This is a genomic window from Thioalkalivibrio sp. ALJ2 (assembly GCF_000378325.1).
GTDB lineage: Bacteria > Pseudomonadota > Gammaproteobacteria > Ectothiorhodospirales > Ectothiorhodospiraceae > Thioalkalivibrio.
The window spans coordinates 39,159-54,771 of sequence record NZ_KB899561.1 but is presented as its reverse complement, the minus strand read 5'-3'; the positions used below and the strand labels follow the sequence as shown (position 1 = coordinate 54,771).

13 protein-coding genes are annotated in these 15,613 nt (G+C 64.8%); 2 read left to right on the top strand and 11 right to left on the bottom strand.

Annotated elements, in window-relative coordinates:
- The 9 genes from bamA to rpsB all read right to left on the bottom strand — a co-directional run bounded on the left by bamA (position 1) and on the right by rpsB (position 9,723).
- A complete protein-coding gene (gene bamA / locus F468_RS0113290) occupies positions 1-2,343 on the bottom strand; it encodes an outer membrane protein assembly factor BamA (protein ID WP_018995371.1) in 2,343 nt (780 codons plus the stop codon).
- Positions 2,344-2,376: 33 nt separating this feature from the next.
- A complete protein-coding gene (gene rseP, locus F468_RS0113285) occupies positions 2,377-3,738 on the bottom strand; it encodes an RIP metalloprotease RseP (protein WP_018995370.1) in 1,362 nt (453 codons plus the stop codon).
- Positions 3,735-4,940 carry a 1-deoxy-D-xylulose-5-phosphate reductoisomerase gene (gene ispC / locus F468_RS0113280; protein WP_018995369.1) on the bottom strand — a complete coding sequence of 402 codons (1,206 nt, stop codon included), beginning with the start codon at positions 4,938-4,940 and terminating at the stop codon, positions 3,735-3,737. The genes rseP and ispC overlap by 4 nt, the downstream gene beginning before the upstream one ends.
- 20 nt (positions 4,941-4,960) lie before the next feature.
- Positions 4,961-5,770 carry a phosphatidate cytidylyltransferase gene (locus F468_RS0113275; protein ID WP_018173964.1) on the bottom strand — a complete coding sequence of 270 codons (810 nt, stop codon included), beginning with the start codon at positions 5,768-5,770 and terminating at the stop codon, positions 4,961-4,963.
- A gap of 10 nt (positions 5,771-5,780) precedes the next feature.
- Entirely contained in the window at positions 5,781-6,533 is a 753-nt protein-coding gene (gene uppS / locus F468_RS0113270; RefSeq protein WP_018995368.1) for a polyprenyl diphosphate synthase, read from the bottom strand.
- A 14-nt stretch (positions 6,534-6,547) separates the two neighbouring features.
- Positions 6,548-7,105, bottom strand: a complete 558-nt coding sequence (gene frr, locus F468_RS0113265) for a ribosome recycling factor (protein WP_012982883.1) — start codon at positions 7,103-7,105, stop codon at positions 6,548-6,550.
- Positions 7,098-7,835, bottom strand: a complete 738-nt coding sequence (pyrH, locus tag F468_RS0113260) for a UMP kinase (protein WP_018139617.1) — start codon at positions 7,833-7,835, stop codon at positions 7,098-7,100. Before pyrH ends, frr begins: the two co-directional genes overlap by 8 nt.
- A 122-nt stretch (positions 7,836-7,957) precedes the next feature.
- A complete protein-coding gene (gene tsf / locus F468_RS0113255; protein WP_018139616.1) occupies positions 7,958-8,827 on the bottom strand; it encodes a translation elongation factor Ts in 870 nt (289 codons plus the stop codon).
- A gap of 113 nt (positions 8,828-8,940) precedes the next feature.
- Positions 8,941-9,723: a 30S ribosomal protein S2 gene (gene rpsB / locus F468_RS0113250; protein ID WP_018139615.1), complete on the bottom strand. Its 783-nt coding sequence runs from the start codon at positions 9,721-9,723 to the stop codon at positions 8,941-8,943.
- A gap of 292 nt (positions 9,724-10,015) precedes the next feature.
- On the opposite strand from rpsB, the gene map reads away from it, so the two are divergent.
- Positions 10,016-10,801, top strand: coding sequence for a type I methionyl aminopeptidase (gene map, locus F468_RS0113245; protein ID WP_018139614.1), 786 nt, complete (start codon positions 10,016-10,018; stop codon positions 10,799-10,801).
- 10 nt (positions 10,802-10,811) lie between these two features.
- A complete protein-coding gene (gene glnD / locus F468_RS0113240) occupies positions 10,812-13,493 on the top strand; it encodes a [protein-PII] uridylyltransferase (RefSeq protein WP_018995367.1) in 2,682 nt (893 codons plus the stop codon).
- Positions 13,494-13,557: 64 nt separating this feature from the next.
- On the opposite strand, the gene F468_RS0113235 is transcribed toward glnD, so the two are convergent.
- Both F468_RS0113235 and F468_RS0113230 read right to left on the bottom strand, forming a co-directional pair.
- Positions 13,558-14,319: an OmpA family protein gene (locus F468_RS0113235; RefSeq protein WP_018139612.1), complete on the bottom strand. Its 762-nt coding sequence runs from the start codon at positions 14,317-14,319 to the stop codon at positions 13,558-13,560.
- Positions 14,316-15,377, bottom strand: a complete 1,062-nt coding sequence (locus F468_RS0113230) for a hypothetical protein (protein WP_018995366.1) — start codon at positions 15,375-15,377, stop codon at positions 14,316-14,318. Before F468_RS0113230 ends, F468_RS0113235 begins: the two co-directional genes overlap by 4 nt.
- Positions 15,378-15,613 lie beyond the last annotated feature (236 nt).

The window sequence follows — 15,613 nt, the reverse complement described above, 5'->3', positions numbered from 1 at the left end:
TCAGAAGGACGCCCCCAGCAGGAACTGGAAGCGCTGAATATCGTCTTCCGGCTGGTCGTTCAGCGGCTCGGCCACGCTAAAGCTCAGCGGCCCCACCGGCGAGAACCAGGTTATCGCGAAGCCAGCGGACGCCCGCAACTCGCCGACGTCCCAGTCGCCCGGATCGTTGAACACATTACCGGCATCGACAAAGGTGCTCATCCGCACCGCGTCGTTATCGGCGGCGAACGGCAGCGGGTAGAACAACTCCCCTGAGATCGTGGTACGGAAGCGGCCACCATACGGGTCGTCATTGGAGTCGCGCGTCGCAGGAACATTCTCGTCCCGGAATTCGCGCAGCTCGCGCTGATCCCCGAGGCGGTTGTCCTCGTAACCACGCACCGAACGAATACCACCGGCAAACAGCCGTTCATAGAACGGCAGCTCGGAGCCGCCATAGCCATCCGCGTAGGCAATCCCACCCGAGATACTGAAGGAATAACGATCCGACAGGCGGAAGATCTCCTCGCCCGAATAGGTCAGCTTGTAGAACTCCCGATCACTGCCGGGCACGGCCAGTTCCAGACCAATGCGGTGGCGTCGCCCCTGGGTGGCGAAGGTCGTGCGATCGCGCGTGTCGTGGATATAACTCGTCTCGATCTTGTAGAAATTTGCCGAACTACCGAACTCGTCGACCTCGTCAAAGATCTCGTCCGGGCTGCCCCGCCGGCCGTCACGTTCGACCGTGTCGATATCAATGTGTTCGAATCCGGGTACGATGCGAACACGGTCGAACTCCGACAGCGGGATCCCGTAGCTCACGTCAAACCCATAGCGGTTCGAGGAGTAGCGCGAGATGTTCGCCTCTTCGGCGTCGATCTTGCGGTAGAAGACAGAGAACCCACGGCTGGCCCCGGCGGGGGTGTAGTGCGGGTTGGTCACGCTCATGCGGAAGATCTGGTTCACTCGGCTGGTACTGACCTCCGCATTAAAGCGGTTACCCGTACCCAGGAAGTTGTCCTGCTGCAACCCCGCGGTCAACAACAAGCCCTGGTTCTGCGAGAAGCCCGCCCCAAGCGTCAACGCGCCGGATTGCTGCTCGGTCACCGTGATGTTCAGATCCACCTCGTCGTCAGTACCGGGGACTCGCTGCGTCTCCACGTTCACGCTCTGCACGAATGGCAGACGCTGCAGCCGCACGCGGGAGCGCTCGATCAGGGCCCCGTTGTACCAGGAGCTCTCCATCTGCCGCAGCTCGCGGCGATAGACGCGCTCCTCCGTATTCTCGTTACCAGTGATCTGGATGCGCCGAACGTATACACGCGGGCCTGGGTCGATAAAGAAGGTGATATCGACCTCGCGGCTGTCCTCATCGACATCCGGCACGGGATTCACGTTGGCGAATGCATAGCCGTCCTGCATCAGGCGATTGGTGATCCGCTCGGCGGATTGCGTCACCTGGCTGCGCGAGAAGGGTTCGCCCACATCAATCTCGACCAGCTCTTCCAACTCGTCCCGCGACACCACGAAATCACCCGCCAGGTCGAATCCGGTGACGGTATAGCGCTCACCCTCATCCACGTTAATCGTGATGAACAGATCGCGGCGGTCCGGCGTCAGGGTCACCTGGGTGGAATCGATATCGAACTCGAGAAAGCCCTCGTCCAGGTAGTACGAACGCAACTGCTCAAGGTCGCCCGACAGCTTCTCGCGGGAATAGTGGTCCCGCCGACTGAAGAAGGCCCACCAGCGGGGTACGCCCGAATCAAACCGGCGGGTCAGTTCGCGGTCGGTGAAGGTCTCGTTGCCCACCACATTGACCTGCTGGATACGCGCCACAGGGCCTTCGGCGATATCGATCTCGATATCCACGCGGTTGCGCGGGAGGTCGATAATCTCGACATCCACCTCGACGTTGTAGCGGCCGCGAGCGAAGTACTGCTGTCGCAGTTCGCTCTCGATCCGGTCGAGCATCGTGCGGTTGAACACGCGACCGCTGCGCAGTCCGGCCGCTTCAAGCGCCTCGCGCAGGCCATCGTCCGGGATGTCACGATTCCCGGAAAAATTGATCTCGTTGATCGCCGGACGCTCGGAGACAATCACCACCAGCACATTCCCGCGCCGGGCAATCTCCACGTCGTCGAAAAACCCCGTCTGGAACATCTCGCGGATGATGTCCGGGCTCTGGCTTTCGTCGAAGGTGTCGCCCACTTCGACTGGCAGATAGCTGAGCGCCGTACCCGCGGTAATCCGTTCCAGCCCCTCGATCTCGATATCTTCGATCTGGTAGGTCTGTCCCCAGGCCGTACCTGCCAGACCCAGGAGACCGACCAGGGCTATTGCTCTCAAGCTGTTTCGCGACATGCTTTCCGCCAATTCAGAAGGGCTGTTTCGGGCTTACCCGAACAGACGTGTCAAATCGTTGTAGAGGGCCAGCAACATCAACCCGGCGATCGCGAGGATGCCGAACTGCTGCCCGATGATCTGGGCGCGCTCGGACACCGGACTCCCTTTAACCGCCTCCACCGCGTAATACAGCAGGTGGCCACCATCCAGCAGCGGGATCGGCAACAGATTGATGATCCCCAGCGACACACTCACCAGCGCCAGGAACCCGAGGAAGGCCGAGATCCCGATCACCGCTGTGGTGCCCGCAAACTCGGCTATGGTAACCGGTCCGCTGATGTTTTTGACCGAGGCCTCGCCGGTGACCATGCGCCAGAGGATGCCGACCGTCAGTATCGAGACATCCCAGGTACGGGCCGCCCCGGAAACCAGCGCCTCCACGGGGCCCTGGCGCACCAGTACCGCCATCTCGCGCGCCGCGGGCTGGTCCGGATCCACCCCGGCACCGATGCGCCCGATGGTCTCGCCATTGGTGGCGATTGCCTCCGGCTTAACCCTCAGCTCGACCGTTTGGTCACCACGTTCCACCTGCACGACCTGTTCACGCTCCGGGCTCGCCTGAATGCGGCGGACCCAGTCGTTCCAGTCGTCGATCGCATCACCGTCCACGGCAAGAACACGGTCGCCAGGCTCAAGCCCGGCCGCCGCCGCGGGACTGCCCGACTCGACCTGGCCGATGCGCGGCACCAGTGCCGGGCGATAAGGCGCGAGCCCCACCTGCTCCAGGAATTGCCCCTCGCCCAGGATCGCCTGACGATCGCGCAGATCCAGCGTGCGCTCCACCTCGCGGCCATCGCGGTCGCGCACGAGAACCGGCACCGTATCACCCCGTACGGCATGGTCAAGGAGCCGAAGGTTCGTTTGCTCCCAGTCCCGTACGGCACGCCCGTCCACCGCAAGAATCTCTTCGCCACGCTCCAGGCCCGCGACCGCCGCCGGGCTGTCCGCGGTGATGTCGCCCACCACCGGTCGCACCCCGCCAACGCCAATCATGAACATCGCACCATAAGCGACGATCGCGAACAGGAAATTCGCGAGCGGGCCGGCGGACACGATGAACGTGCGCGCCTTCAGACCCTTGTTGTTGAAGGCCCGATCCAGTTCTTCAGGCGCGACATCGCCCTCGCGCTCGTCGAGCATCTTCACGTACCCGCCAAGCGGCAGAGCCGCCACGACGAACTCCGTCCGATCCCGCCCGATCCGGCGGCTCAGCAACGGCCGCCCAAACCCGACCGAGAACCGCAGTACCTTGACTCCCATCGCGCGCGCCGCCAGGTAGTGCCCGTACTCGTGCACCGTCACCAGCACACCGATGGCCACGGCAAACGCCAGCAGACTGGTCAACAGCGTCATGACACCGCCCGGCGCTGCAGACGCCCGATCTCGCTACCGGCATGAGCGCGCGCCTCGGCATCCGCCGCCAGCACACGCTCCAGGGAATCGGCGGCCTGCGTCGGCAGAGCGTCCAGCGTCCGCTCGATAACCACCGCGATGTCGCTGAAGGCCAGGCCACCCGAGAGGAACGCCTCCACCGCGACCTCGTTCGCCGCGTTCAGCACGGCGGTAGCGGTACCGCCCTGCTCCATGGCGCGATAGGCCAGCCCCAAAGCCGGGAACCGTTCGGCCTCCGGCTCGCGAAACTCCAGCGGCCCCACACCCAGAAGATCCAGTGGCGCCACTCCGGACGCCACCCGATCGGGCCAGGCCAGCGCATGCGCGATCGGCGTACGCATATCGGGATTGCCCATCTGGGCAAGCACCGAGCCGTCGTTGTACGCCACCATCGAGTGCACGATGCTTTGCGGGTGCAGAACGACCTGGATGGCCGAGGGCTTCACCGCGAACAGCCAGCAGGCCTCGATCACCTCCAGCCCCTTGTTCATCATCGTCGCGGAATCGACCGAAATCTTGCGCCCCATGTCCCAGTTCGGGTGGGCACAGGCCTCGTCCGGCGAGATGTCGCCAAAGGTATCGAGAGGCCGGTCACGGAACGGGCCACCCGAGGCGGTCAGCCAGATGCGCTCGACGCCATGCGGCGCCACCTCGTCCGCGCAGACGTACCCCGTCGGCAGACACTGGAAAATGGCGTTGTGTTCGCTGTCGATCGGCAACAGGCAGGCCCCGGAACGACGCACGGCATCAATCAATAGTGCCCCGGACATGACCAGTGCCTCCTTGTTGGCCAGGAGCACGCGCTTGCCGGCCTCAGCCGCCGCCAGGGTCGGCAGGAGCCCGGCCGCACCGACAATGGCGGCCATCACGGCATCCACCTCCGGCGCCTCCGCCACCTCGGCCAGTGCTTCCGGCCCCGCTCGCACCTCCGTGGGACAACCCGCCGCCTCCAGTTCGCGCTGAAGCGCGTCCGCGGCCGCCTCCTCGGCAACGACGGCCACGCGCGGTCGCGCCTCCAGACATTGCGCCTTCAGACGTTCGACATTGCGATGCGCGGTCAGCGCATAGACGTGAAAGCGATCCGGCTGGCGCGACACCACATCCAGCGTGCTGACGCCAATACTGCCGGTGGAACCGAGAATGGTGATCCGCGTGGGGCTCATAACGTGTTACCTGCGAATTCTCATGCCCCGGGGACGGGCAACAAGGCCAGCCAGAGCAAGCCGGCCAGAAAGATCGGGGCCGCCGCGATCAGGCTGTCGATGCGATCCAGAATACCCCCGTGACCGGGTAGCAAGGAACCGCTGTCCTTGGCTCCCGCCTGGCGCTTGAGGATGCTCTCGAACAGATCGCCCACCACCGACACCAGCGCAATCAGGATCGACAGCAGCACGAACACCAGCGCATCCATGGGCACCAGCCCCCAGACACCGGCCACCACTACGGCCAGAGCGAACACCGCGCCCAGACCGCCGAGCAGCCCTTCGCGGGTCTTCCCCGGACTGATATGCGGAGCCAGTGCGGTACGCCCGAAGGCCTTTCCGGCGAAATAGGCACCGGTATCGGCAAAGCCCACCAGAACGATCAGGTACACCACGAGCCAGGGCGCCAGCGCATGCAGCCAGACGACGGCCATCCCCGCGGGCACCAGCGTCAACACCGCCGCGACGGTGAGCAGCTTGGGGCGCGGACCACGCCCATCGATCCCCGAGCGATAAAACGGTAGCGCCAGCACAATCAGCAGCCACCAGACAACCGCAAACAGGAGAACCAATAAATGCACGGGCTGCGCCAGCGTCAGCCCCAGGGCCACCAGTGGCACCAGCACCAGCACGACCAGCACCGCACGTTCCCAGGCGACGTGCAGTCCGGTCAGCTCGCCCCACTCCCAGGTGGCCAGCCCAATTCCCAATGCCATCAACGCCAGCACCGCCCAGTTGGGCCCGAACGCGATCAGTGCCAGCGCGGGCAGCCCGATTGCCGCGGCGGTCATTACACGGGTTCTAAGCACCGGGGACCTCGGTCGCTGAATAGGCCCCGGCCGACACTCGCCCAAAACGCCGCTGGCGCTGGGCATACCAGGCCAGGCTGCGCTCGAAATCCTTCTCGCCAACATCCGGCCAGTAGGTCTCGATGAACAGTATTTCGGCGTAGGCCGCCTGCCACAGCAGGAAGTTGCTGATGCGTTGTTCGCCACCGGTGCGGATCAGCAGGTCCACATCGGCCAGACCGGCCGTACTCAACTCGGCCGCAAAGGCGGACTCGGCATCACCATCGGCCTCCGAACCCCCCTTGGCCACCCACTTCCTGGCCGCCTGCAGGATGTCCCAGCGGCCGCCATACCCCAGCGCCACCACCAGGCACATCCCCTCATTGCCGGCCGTGGCCTCTTCGGCCTCGCACATGCGGGTTTGTAGCGTTGGGGGAAAAGTGGCGCGATCGCCGATGAATCTCAGGCGAATGCCGCGCTCGACCAGCTCGGGGAGCTCTCCCTCGATGGCTGTGACGAAGAGTTCAAAGAGCGCCTCGACCTCGGAACGGGGGCGCCCCCAGTTCTCACTGCTGAAGGCAAATACCGTGAGGGACTGAATGCCGTGTTCGGCGTAGAAACGCACAGCCCGGCGAGTCGCCTCCAGACCCTCGCGGTGGCCTTCGGAGCGCTCCAAGCCACGGGCCTGGGCCCAGCGTCCGTTGCCATCCATGATGATGGCAACGTGGCCGGGCAGCGCGGGGTCGGTGGCGGAGGAAACCGGCATACAGGGGTGGCCGGTCAGACTTCCATCAACTCGGCTTCCTTGTCCTCGAGCAATGCATCGATCTTGGCGATGTGGTCGTCGGTGAGCTTTTGCACCTGTTCCTGTGCCTTGCGCTCTTCGTCTTCCGAGACCTCCTTGTCCTTCACCGCCTGCTTGAAGGTATTGTTGGCATCGCGCCGGATATTGCGCACTGCAACACGCGCATTTTCGGCCTCCGCCCTAACCACCTTGACCAGGTCGCGGCGGCGTTCTTCCGTCAGCGCCGGCAGCGGCACCCGGATCACGGTGCCCATGCTCGCCGGGTTCAGCCCCAGATCCGAGGTCATGATCGCCTTCTCTACCTTCGCGACCATGTCCTTTTCGTACGGCACCACGGCCAGGGTGCGCGAGTCCTCTGCGTTGATGTTCGCGACCTGATTGATCGGCACTTCCATGCCGTAGTAGTCGACATGCACATGCTCGAGCAGACTGGGGTGCGCGCGACCCGTGCGAATCTTGGCCAGCTCGTTGCGCAGGGCCTCGATGCTCTTGTCCATGCGCTGGCGCGCGTCCTTGATCGTGGCGTCAGTCATCTCGGGATCCCTCGACCAGGGTCCCCACCGGCTCGCCCATCACCAGCCGACGGAGGTCCCCTTTTGCAAACATGTTCATCACGCGGATTGGCAGGCCGTTGTCACGGCACATCACCAGCGCGGTCGTATCCATTACACCCAGGCGGCGCTCCAACGCCTCGTCGAACGTCAGGCGTTCATAACGGCGGGCATCCTTGCTCTTCATCGGGTCCGAATCATAGACCCCGTCCACCTTGGTGGCCTTGATCATCAACTCGGCATTGATCTCGATGGCGCGCAGCGAGGCGGCGGAGTCGGTGGTAAAGAATGGGTTGCCGGTTCCCGCGGCGAACACCACGATCCGGCCCTTTTCCAGATGCCGCACAGCGCGGCGGCGAATGTAGTCTTCGCAGACCTGATTGATGCGGATGGCCGACATCACGCGGGAGAAGCGGCCTGCGCGTTCGATCGCATCCTGAATGGCCAGGGCATTGATGACCGTTGCCAGCATGCCCATGTGGTCGCCCGTAACCCGGTCCATGCCACCCTGGGCGAGACCGGCGCCACGAAAGATGTTGCCCCCTCCGATCACGATGCCGACCTCGACACCCATGCTCGAAAGCTCCGACACCTCTTCGGCGACCTGCGCCAGGACATCCGGGTCCACCCCATAGGATTGCTGGCCCATCAGGGCCTCCCCACTCAACTTCAGAAGGATGCGCCTGTACGCGGGCTGCCTGTCCTGACTCATTGGGCTCCTTTATCGGGCTCGGGTCCTGCACCTGTCATCAATGGCCGTGAATGCCGGCCGGCGAGCGATGCGGGCGCGTCCTGCGCCCGCATCGGGAGTCTACGCCAAAGCGACTCGGCGAATCAGGCCCCGCGGGCCTGGGCCATCACTTCTTCGGCGAAGTTCTCTTTTTTCTTCTCGATCCCTTCACCCACCTCGTAGCGCAGGAAACCGGTGACCGAGGCGCCCTTCGCTTCCAGCAGCTGGGCAACGGTCTGATCCGGGTCCTTCACAAACGGCTGACCCACCAGGGTGATCTCGGCGAGGTACTTGCGAATGCGGCCTTCGATCATCTTCTCGATGATGTTCTCCGGCTTGCCGGACTCCTCGGCCTGCGCCTTGAAGATCGCGCGCTCCTTGTCGAGCAGCTCCTGCGGCACGCCGGACTCGTCCACGCATACCGGCTTCGAAGCCGCGATATGCATGGCAACGTCCTTCGCGAGGGCCTCGTCGCCCCCCTTCAGGCTGACCACCACGCCAATACGCGTGCCGTGCTGGTAGAAACCCAGCGCGTCTTCGGCCTGCAGGCGATCGAAGCGGCGGACCTGCACGTTCTCGCCAACCTTCGCGATCAGCTGGGTGCGTTGCTCCTCGAGGGTCTGGCCATCGACGGTCTCGGCCATCAGGCCTTCCACGTCGCCCGCGCCGGAGCTCAGGGCAATCTGGGCGCACTGCGCGGAAAAGGCACGGAAGTTGTCGTCGTTACCAACAAAGTCAGTCTCGCAGTTGATCTCGACCAGCACGGCCTTGTTGCCCTCGCTGACGATCTCGACGCGACCTTCGGCCGCCACACGACCGGCCTTCTTGTCGGCCTTGGCCATGCCGGACTTGCGCATGGCCTCCACGGCGGCTTCCAGGTCGCCCCCGGTCTCGGTCAGTGCCTTCTTGCACTCCATCATGCCGGCGCCAGTGCGCTCGCGCAGTTCTTTCACTTGGGCAGCAGTAATCTGCATCGGGAAGTACTCCTGAAAATTTCGTCAATCGAGCCGGCCACGCAACAAACCGGGGCCGGCTCTTTGGTTCAAGTGGCCCGGGCGCGGTATCGCGCACCGGGCCCGATGCCGACTCAGGCCGGGTTGGCCGGGGCCGCCTCGCTGGATTCGGCACTGCCACCAGCAGCGGCGTCCGCACCAGCGAACTCGTCCTCGGACACGCCGCCCGTGGTCACCGCGCCCTTGGCCTCGATGATCGTGTCGGCGATCGCAGCCACGTAGAGCTGGATCGCACGCATCGCGTCATCGTTGCCCGGGATCACGTAGTCCACGCCTTCCGGCGAGTGGTTGGAATCGACCACCGCCACGACCGGAATACCGCGCTTCTTGGCCTCGGCCACCGCGATCTTCTCGTAGCCGACATCGATCACGAACATCGCATCCGGCATGCGGTTCATGTCCTTGATGCCACCCAGACTGCGCTCGAGCTTGTCCTTCTCGCGGCGGCGGGTCAGCGCTTCGCGCTTGTTCAGCACCTCGAAGCTACCATCGGCGTCCATGGTCTCCAGGTCCTTCAGGCGCTTGATCGACTGCTTGACCGTGCTGAAGTTGGTCAGCATGCCGCCCAGCCAGCGATGGGACACGAACGGCATGCCGCAACGGCGCGCCTCTTCACCCACCACTTCACGCGCCGAGCGCTTGGTGCCCACGAACATGATCTTGCCGCCGTCCGCGGCAATCTTGCCGAGGAAGTTCAACGCGTCGTTGAACATCGGCAGGGACTTCTCGAGGTTGATGATATGAATCTTGTTGCGTTCCCCGAAGATGTACGGGGCCATTTTGGGATGCCAGTAACGCGTCTGGTGGCCGAAATGCACACCGGCTTCCAGCATCTGTCGCATAGTCACGAGGGACATGAGGTTTCTCCTGTAACGGGTTGAGCCTCCACGCATCCCGATCTGAAACCCGAGCACGAGACCGTAGCCTCCTGGCGGGCACCCGACAGACCGTGTCGATGCGTGTGTGGATTTAAGTTCGCGAGACCGCCGGCTGTTGGCCGCCTCCCGGCCCCGCCGAATTGCCAGCGAGGCGCGCGCTTTATAGCATAGGACGCTGACTTGAACCAACTATCCGGGCCCTGATTGGCGCCGTGTCGCGGGCTCCCGAAACCCGTCGCGCGAGCCATCACAGGTCTCGACCGGAGCCCCCATGTCCGTAACCATCAAGACCCCCGAAGAGATCGAACACATGCGCGTCGCCGGCCGCCTGGCCGCCGAGGTCCTGGAGATGATCGAGCCGCATGTGCAGGCCGGGGTCACCACCGGCGAGCTGGACCGCATCTGCCACGACTACATCGTGAAGACCCAGGACGCGATCCCCGCGCCGCTCAACTACCGCGGCTTCCCCAAGTCGATCTGCACCTCGGTCAACCATCAGGTGTGCCACGGCATCCCGGGCGATCGCAAGCTGAAGAACGGCGACATCCTCAATATCGACATCACCGTGATCAAGAACGGCTTTCACGGCGACACCAGCCGCATGTTCGTGATCGGCAAGCCCAGCATCCAGGCCCAGCGCGTGATCGACGTCGCGCGCACCAGCATGTATCTCGGCATCCAGCAGGTACGCCCCGGCGCGACCCTCGGCGACATCGGGCACGCGATTCAGCAGTACGCCGAGGGTCAGCGCTGCTCGGTGGTGCGCGAATTCTGCGGCCACGGCATCGGGCGGGGCTTCCACGAAGACCCGCAGGTGCTCCACTACGGCAAGCCGGGTACCGGCCTCAAGCTCGAGGAAGGCATGTGCTTCACCATCGAGCCGATGATCAATGCCGGGCGCCGGCATACCCGGATCCTCGCCGACGGCTGGACCGCCGTCACCAAGGACCACAGTCCGTCCGCACAGTGGGAGCACACCCTGCTGGTCACGGCCGACGGCTACGAGATCCTGACCCTGCGCAAGGACGAGACACCGCCCCAGGAACTCGCGGCCTGAGGAGGTGCCCATGAGCACCCTGCCCGCCGGCGGCACGCCCAGCGAGGCCGACGCGCCCGCGTTCTCGCCCGACTGGGGCGAGGACTACCAGCGTCTGAGCCGCAATCCCGGGAATATCGCCCTGTTCCGCGACCGTCGGCATGCGATCCTCGAACAGCAATACCAGGGCTTTCGCGACGGCATGCCGATCGAGGACCTGATCCTCGGTCACGCCCGGCGCATCGACGAAATGCTCAAGCTGATCTGGGCCCAGCAGGGCCTGGCCGACGACGACCGCCTGTGCCTGGTCGCGGTGGGCGGCTACGGACGCGGCGAGCTGCACCCGGCCTCCGACATCGACCTCCAGATCGTGATCGATGGCACGGCGGACCGAGAGGTGTTCGACCGGATCAGCGCTTTCGTCACCTTCCTCTGGGATATCGGGATCGAGGTCGGGCACAGCGTGCGCAGCATCGAGGACTGCACCCGCGAGGCCCGCGACGACATCACGGTCGCGACGAACCTGATCGAGTCGCGCTATTTGAGTGGCAATTTAAGTCTTTTCAACGATTTTCGATCCGCGATCGACTCCGATCGCATCTGGGACTCGCGTAGCTTCTACGCGGCCAAGCTCGCGGAACAACAGGCCCGGCACCGCCGCTTCGGCGAGACCGGCTACCGCCTGGAACCCAACGTGAAGGAAGGCCCCGGCGGGCTGCGCGACATCCAGATGATCGGCTGGGTGACCAAGCGCCACTACGGCGCGGAACGTATCGAGGAGCTGGTCTCGCTGGGCTTCCTTCGCGAGGGCGAGCTTCACGAGATGCTGGAGGGCCAGAGCTTTCTCTGGCGCGTGCGCTTCGCCCTGCACATGCTCGCCGGGCGCCGCGAGGATCGGTTGCTGTTCGACCTCCAGCGCCAGCTGGCCAACACATTCGGCTTCGTGGACCAGAACCACAATCGCGCGGTCGAGCAGTTCATGCAGCGCTATTTCCGCACGATCAGCGATCTGGAGCGGCTCAACGAACTCCTGCTGCAGCACTTCAACGAGGCCATCCTCGACGACCCGGAGGCCCTGCAGGATCCAGTGCGCATCCATCAGCGCTTCCAGGTTCGTGGCGGTTATCTGGAAGTGGCACACGACCAGGTCTTCATGATCTACCCGCCGGCCCTGCTGGAGGTCTCTCGCCTGTTGCAGGAGCACCCGGAGATCCAGGGCATCCGCGCCTCGACCATCCGCCTGATCCGCGCCCACCGCCATCTGATCGACGGCCACTTCCGCCGCACCCCCGTCTGCCGCACCCTGTTCATGGACATCCTGCGCGCGCCCCGCGGCATTACCAGCCAGCTGCGCCGCATGAACCGCTACGGCGTGCTGGGCAACTACCTGCCGGCCTTTGGGCGCATCATCGGGCGCATGCAGTACGACCTGTTCCATGCCTACACGGTCGACGAGCACACCCTCAACGTCGTGCGCAACGCGCGCCGGCTGGCCCTGCCCGAATTCGCCCACGAACAGCCGCTCGCTCACCGCATCTACACCGAGCTGGAACGCCCGGAACGGCTCGTACTGGGGGCCCTGTTCCATGACATCGCCAAGGGTCGCGGCGGCGACCACTCGGAGCTGGGCGCCCACGATGCCCTGCACTTCTGCCAGCAGCACGGCCTGTCGGACGAAGACGCCGGCCTGGTGGCCTGGCTGGTGAGCTCCCACCTGCTGATGTCGCTGACCGCCCAGCGCAAGGACATCTCCGATCCCGATGTCGTGCTGGCCTTCACCCGCGAGGTGCGCACCCGCGAACGCCTCGACTTCCTGTACCTGCTGACCATCGCCGATATCCGCGGCACCAACCCGGAGCTATGGAACAGCTGGAAGGACTCGCTGCTGCAGACGCTCTATCACGCCACGCGCAACCTCCTCGAACGCGGGCTCGACGCGGCCCCGAATATGGACACACAGATCCGCGAGACTCGCGGCGAGGCCCTGCAGTTGCTCCAGGGGCGCGGCTTTGGGGCCCACGACGCCGAGGCCCTGTGGGACGAACTCGACGACGAGTACTTCCTGCGCCACTCCGCCGACGAGGTCGCCTGGCACGGACAGGCCCTGCTGCCACTGAAGGCTGACGAACTGCCGCTGATTCTCGTGAGGCCCAAGACCTCGCGTGGCAGCACCGAGATCTTCGTCTATGCGGAAGACCACCCCTACCTGTTCGCCCGCATCACCAGCGCGTTGACCCAGCTGGGTCTCGACATCGTCGATGCCCGCATCATCACCACCGCGGGGGGACGTACGCTGGACACTTTCATGGTGCTGGAGAGCGGCGGCGGCCAGACTGTGGATGCCGGCTACCGCAGCGACGAGATTCGCCAGTACCTTGCCAACGAACTCACCCGCACCGATGGCGAAAAGTCCCCGGTAAGCCGCCAGTTACCACGCCGCCTGAAGCACTTCGATGTCGATACGCGAATCGAATTCGAACCCGCCTCCGGTGGGCAGGCGACACGCATGCGGCTGCGCGCGCTCGACCGCCCCGGACTCCTGTCGACCATCGGCCACATCCTGGCCGAGCACACCATCGACGTACGCACGGCCCGAATCGCCACAGCCGGCGAGCAGGTGGAAGACAGCTTTCTGCTGGAATGCAACGCCGGCGGCCCCCTCACGGAAGACCAGCAGGACCGCCTGCGCGATGCCCTGTTGGAACGCATCTAAGGAAGCGCCGAACAATCAGCGTTTCCCTAACGGCCACCGGCGTCAAAAGTCCGCAGTGCATCGATCAGGGTGAACGCGCCTCCAACGGTTCCGGTGACGGGCGGGCCTCGGCGTTGCCCAGCAGCCGCGCCTCGAAGTCCGTCAGTACGCTGAACTCCACTCGCCGCGAGGCCTCGCGGTCCTCTTGCCCATCGGCATCCAGCACCCGCCGCGACGAGGACAAGCCGACCGCAGCCACGCGCGAGCGGAACCAGTCGTCCTCCTGCAGGGGCTCAAGCCGGTAGGCATGCTCCAGCACTGCTCGGGTGCGGCGCTGGCTCAGGTCCATGTTGCCAAAATAGGCATCGATCGCATCGTCGCTTCCGGCCCACTCGCTGGAGGTATGCCCCTCGATACGCACCTCGCGTATCACGTCCGCAAATGGGCGCAGCTGCTCGGCGTAACGCGGCATGAAATCGTCCAGGATCGCCTCGAAGCGCGGGCGGATGCTCGCGGAACTCCGCTCGAACAGGACCTCCGGCTCGCGAAAGCGCAGCGTCAGGGTGTCGCGGTCGAGTTCCGCATTCCAGCGGGGCAGATCCTCGCGAAACTCCTCCTCCAGCACCGAGTAGATTGCCGCCCGCAACGCGGCGGCCTCGTTACGCACCTCGACATGCGCCGCGCTCGAGCGTTCGACCTGGACCATATGCAAGAGCGCCAGGAACAGGAAGATCATCATCAACGCGGCCATGAGGTCCGCCACTGCCAGCCAGTGCGACCCCTGATCCGCCTCGTGCGCTGCGCCGCCGGTGCGTGCACGGCGTCGCAGCAACCAGCGCAGGATCACGACCGCGCTCCCACGGTATCCGCCGGCGTCGCAACCCCCACTGCGAACGCGTCACCCCGCCAGCGCGACTCGGCCGCGCGCCCGGACTGCACGGCGTTCTCGATGCTCTCCAGCATCGCCTCGAGCCGCGCATCCATGGCCGGGAAGGCCTCGGTGGCTCGATCACGCAGCGCGGCGATCGCACCTAGCAGGGCTTCCAGCTCCACCGTCTCCCGGCGCAGACTGGCCAGCGTCGCATCCTGCTCCTCAACATGCCGCGTAATCTTCAGCGCCTGCCCGGTCAGACGCTCCAGGGCACCCTCGCTCTGCTCGACGCCCTCGCGTGCCTGATCGAACGCCCGGTGCAGGGTATCCATCTGCTCGCGATAGCGATCCTGCCAGTCCACCAGCCGCGCCACCGAGTCATCCAGCCGACGAAAGTTCTCGCCAAACTGTTCGCCCAGGCGATCATTGAAGTCGCGAATGACCTGTTCCAGCGCGGCCACTAGATGCCCGCTGCTGAGCTCGCTCATACGATCCGCCAGCCCCTCCAGGCTCTGCTTCAGTTCGTGGTGCTGGGTCTCGAGACGCTGGTCCAGGCGACGGTCCATCTGCTGCACCGCCTGCAGCAGGGCTCGCGTCACATCACGCTGCTCGGCCAGCACGCGCTCGGGATCACCGCTGACCTGGGGATCGCCCCCGTCATCCGTTGCCATCACCGGCGCCGGCATCATCACCTGCAGTACGCGCAATACCGACGCCAGCAGGATGCCGACGATGCTGGTCACGAACGCGAGCTTCAGCCCCTCCAGCAACGCCGGAATGCTCGCCTCTACCCGCGCCGCATCGAAGTCGATCAGGCCGATCGCCACCCCGAGGAACGTACCCAGAACCCCGAGCGTGGTCAGCAGCGCCGGCGCGGCACCCTGAAACGCGTTCGCCCGGCGAAGCGTCAGCGCCATCAGGGCCACCAGAAAGAGCGCGAACAGCAACAGCGAAAAGGCCCCGATAACGGTGAGCGGGGTCAGCCCCTGTAAAGTGGCGAGCAACGCCTCGGCTACCCGGTCGAAAATGGTCATCTTGATTCCTCCGGCGCGCCCGTCGACGCGGTCATCTGCATGCGAGACCGCTTCATGCAAATTCGACGCCAGCTCCCTCGCAACCCGCCCAATGAGACGCGCACGAGCGGATTCAACGGATTCCCGACAGCAGCACGAACGGAACGTCCGGCTGCGGCGCCGATTTATTGACGCATGGACACACCGAGTGCGGTTGACTATAGACACCTGTAAGCCCTGCCGCCGGGATCCCACCC

What these genes read in the sequence shown, in the direction of transcription:
- rpsB (WP_018139615.1), bottom strand. Translation starts at nt 9,723, where the DNA reads ATGTCCCTCGTGACTATGCGACAGATGCTGGAAGCCGGTGTGCATTTC.
- F468_RS0113230 (WP_018995366.1), bottom strand. Translation starts at nt 15,377, where the DNA reads ATGACCATTTTCGACCGGGTAGCCGAGGCGTTGCTCGCCACTTTACAG.
- bamA (WP_018995371.1), bottom strand. Translation starts at nt 2,343, where the DNA reads ATGTCGCGAAACAGCTTGAGAGCAATAGCCCTGGTCGGTCTCCTGGGT.
- ispC (WP_018995369.1), bottom strand. Translation starts at nt 4,940, where the DNA reads ATGAGCCCCACGCGGATCACCATTCTCGGTTCCACCGGCAGTATTGGC.
- F468_RS0113275 (WP_018173964.1), bottom strand. Translation starts at nt 5,770, where the DNA reads ATGACCGCCGCGGCAATCGGGCTGCCCGCGCTGGCACTGATCGCGTTC.
- uppS (WP_018995368.1), bottom strand. Translation starts at nt 6,533, where the DNA reads ATGCCGGTTTCCTCCGCCACCGACCCCGCGCTGCCCGGCCACGTTGCC.
- map (WP_018139614.1), top strand. Translation starts at nt 10,016, where the DNA reads ATGTCCGTAACCATCAAGACCCCCGAAGAGATCGAACACATGCGCGTC.
- pyrH (WP_018139617.1), bottom strand. Translation starts at nt 7,835, where the DNA reads ATGAGTCAGGACAGGCAGCCCGCGTACAGGCGCATCCTTCTGAAGTTG.
- rseP (WP_018995370.1), bottom strand. Translation starts at nt 3,738, where the DNA reads ATGACGCTGTTGACCAGTCTGCTGGCGTTTGCCGTGGCCATCGGTGTG.
- tsf (WP_018139616.1), bottom strand. Translation starts at nt 8,827, where the DNA reads ATGCAGATTACTGCTGCCCAAGTGAAAGAACTGCGCGAGCGCACTGGC.
- glnD (WP_018995367.1), top strand. Translation starts at nt 10,812, where the DNA reads ATGAGCACCCTGCCCGCCGGCGGCACGCCCAGCGAGGCCGACGCGCCC.
- frr (WP_012982883.1), bottom strand. Translation starts at nt 7,105, where the DNA reads ATGACTGACGCCACGATCAAGGACGCGCGCCAGCGCATGGACAAGAGC.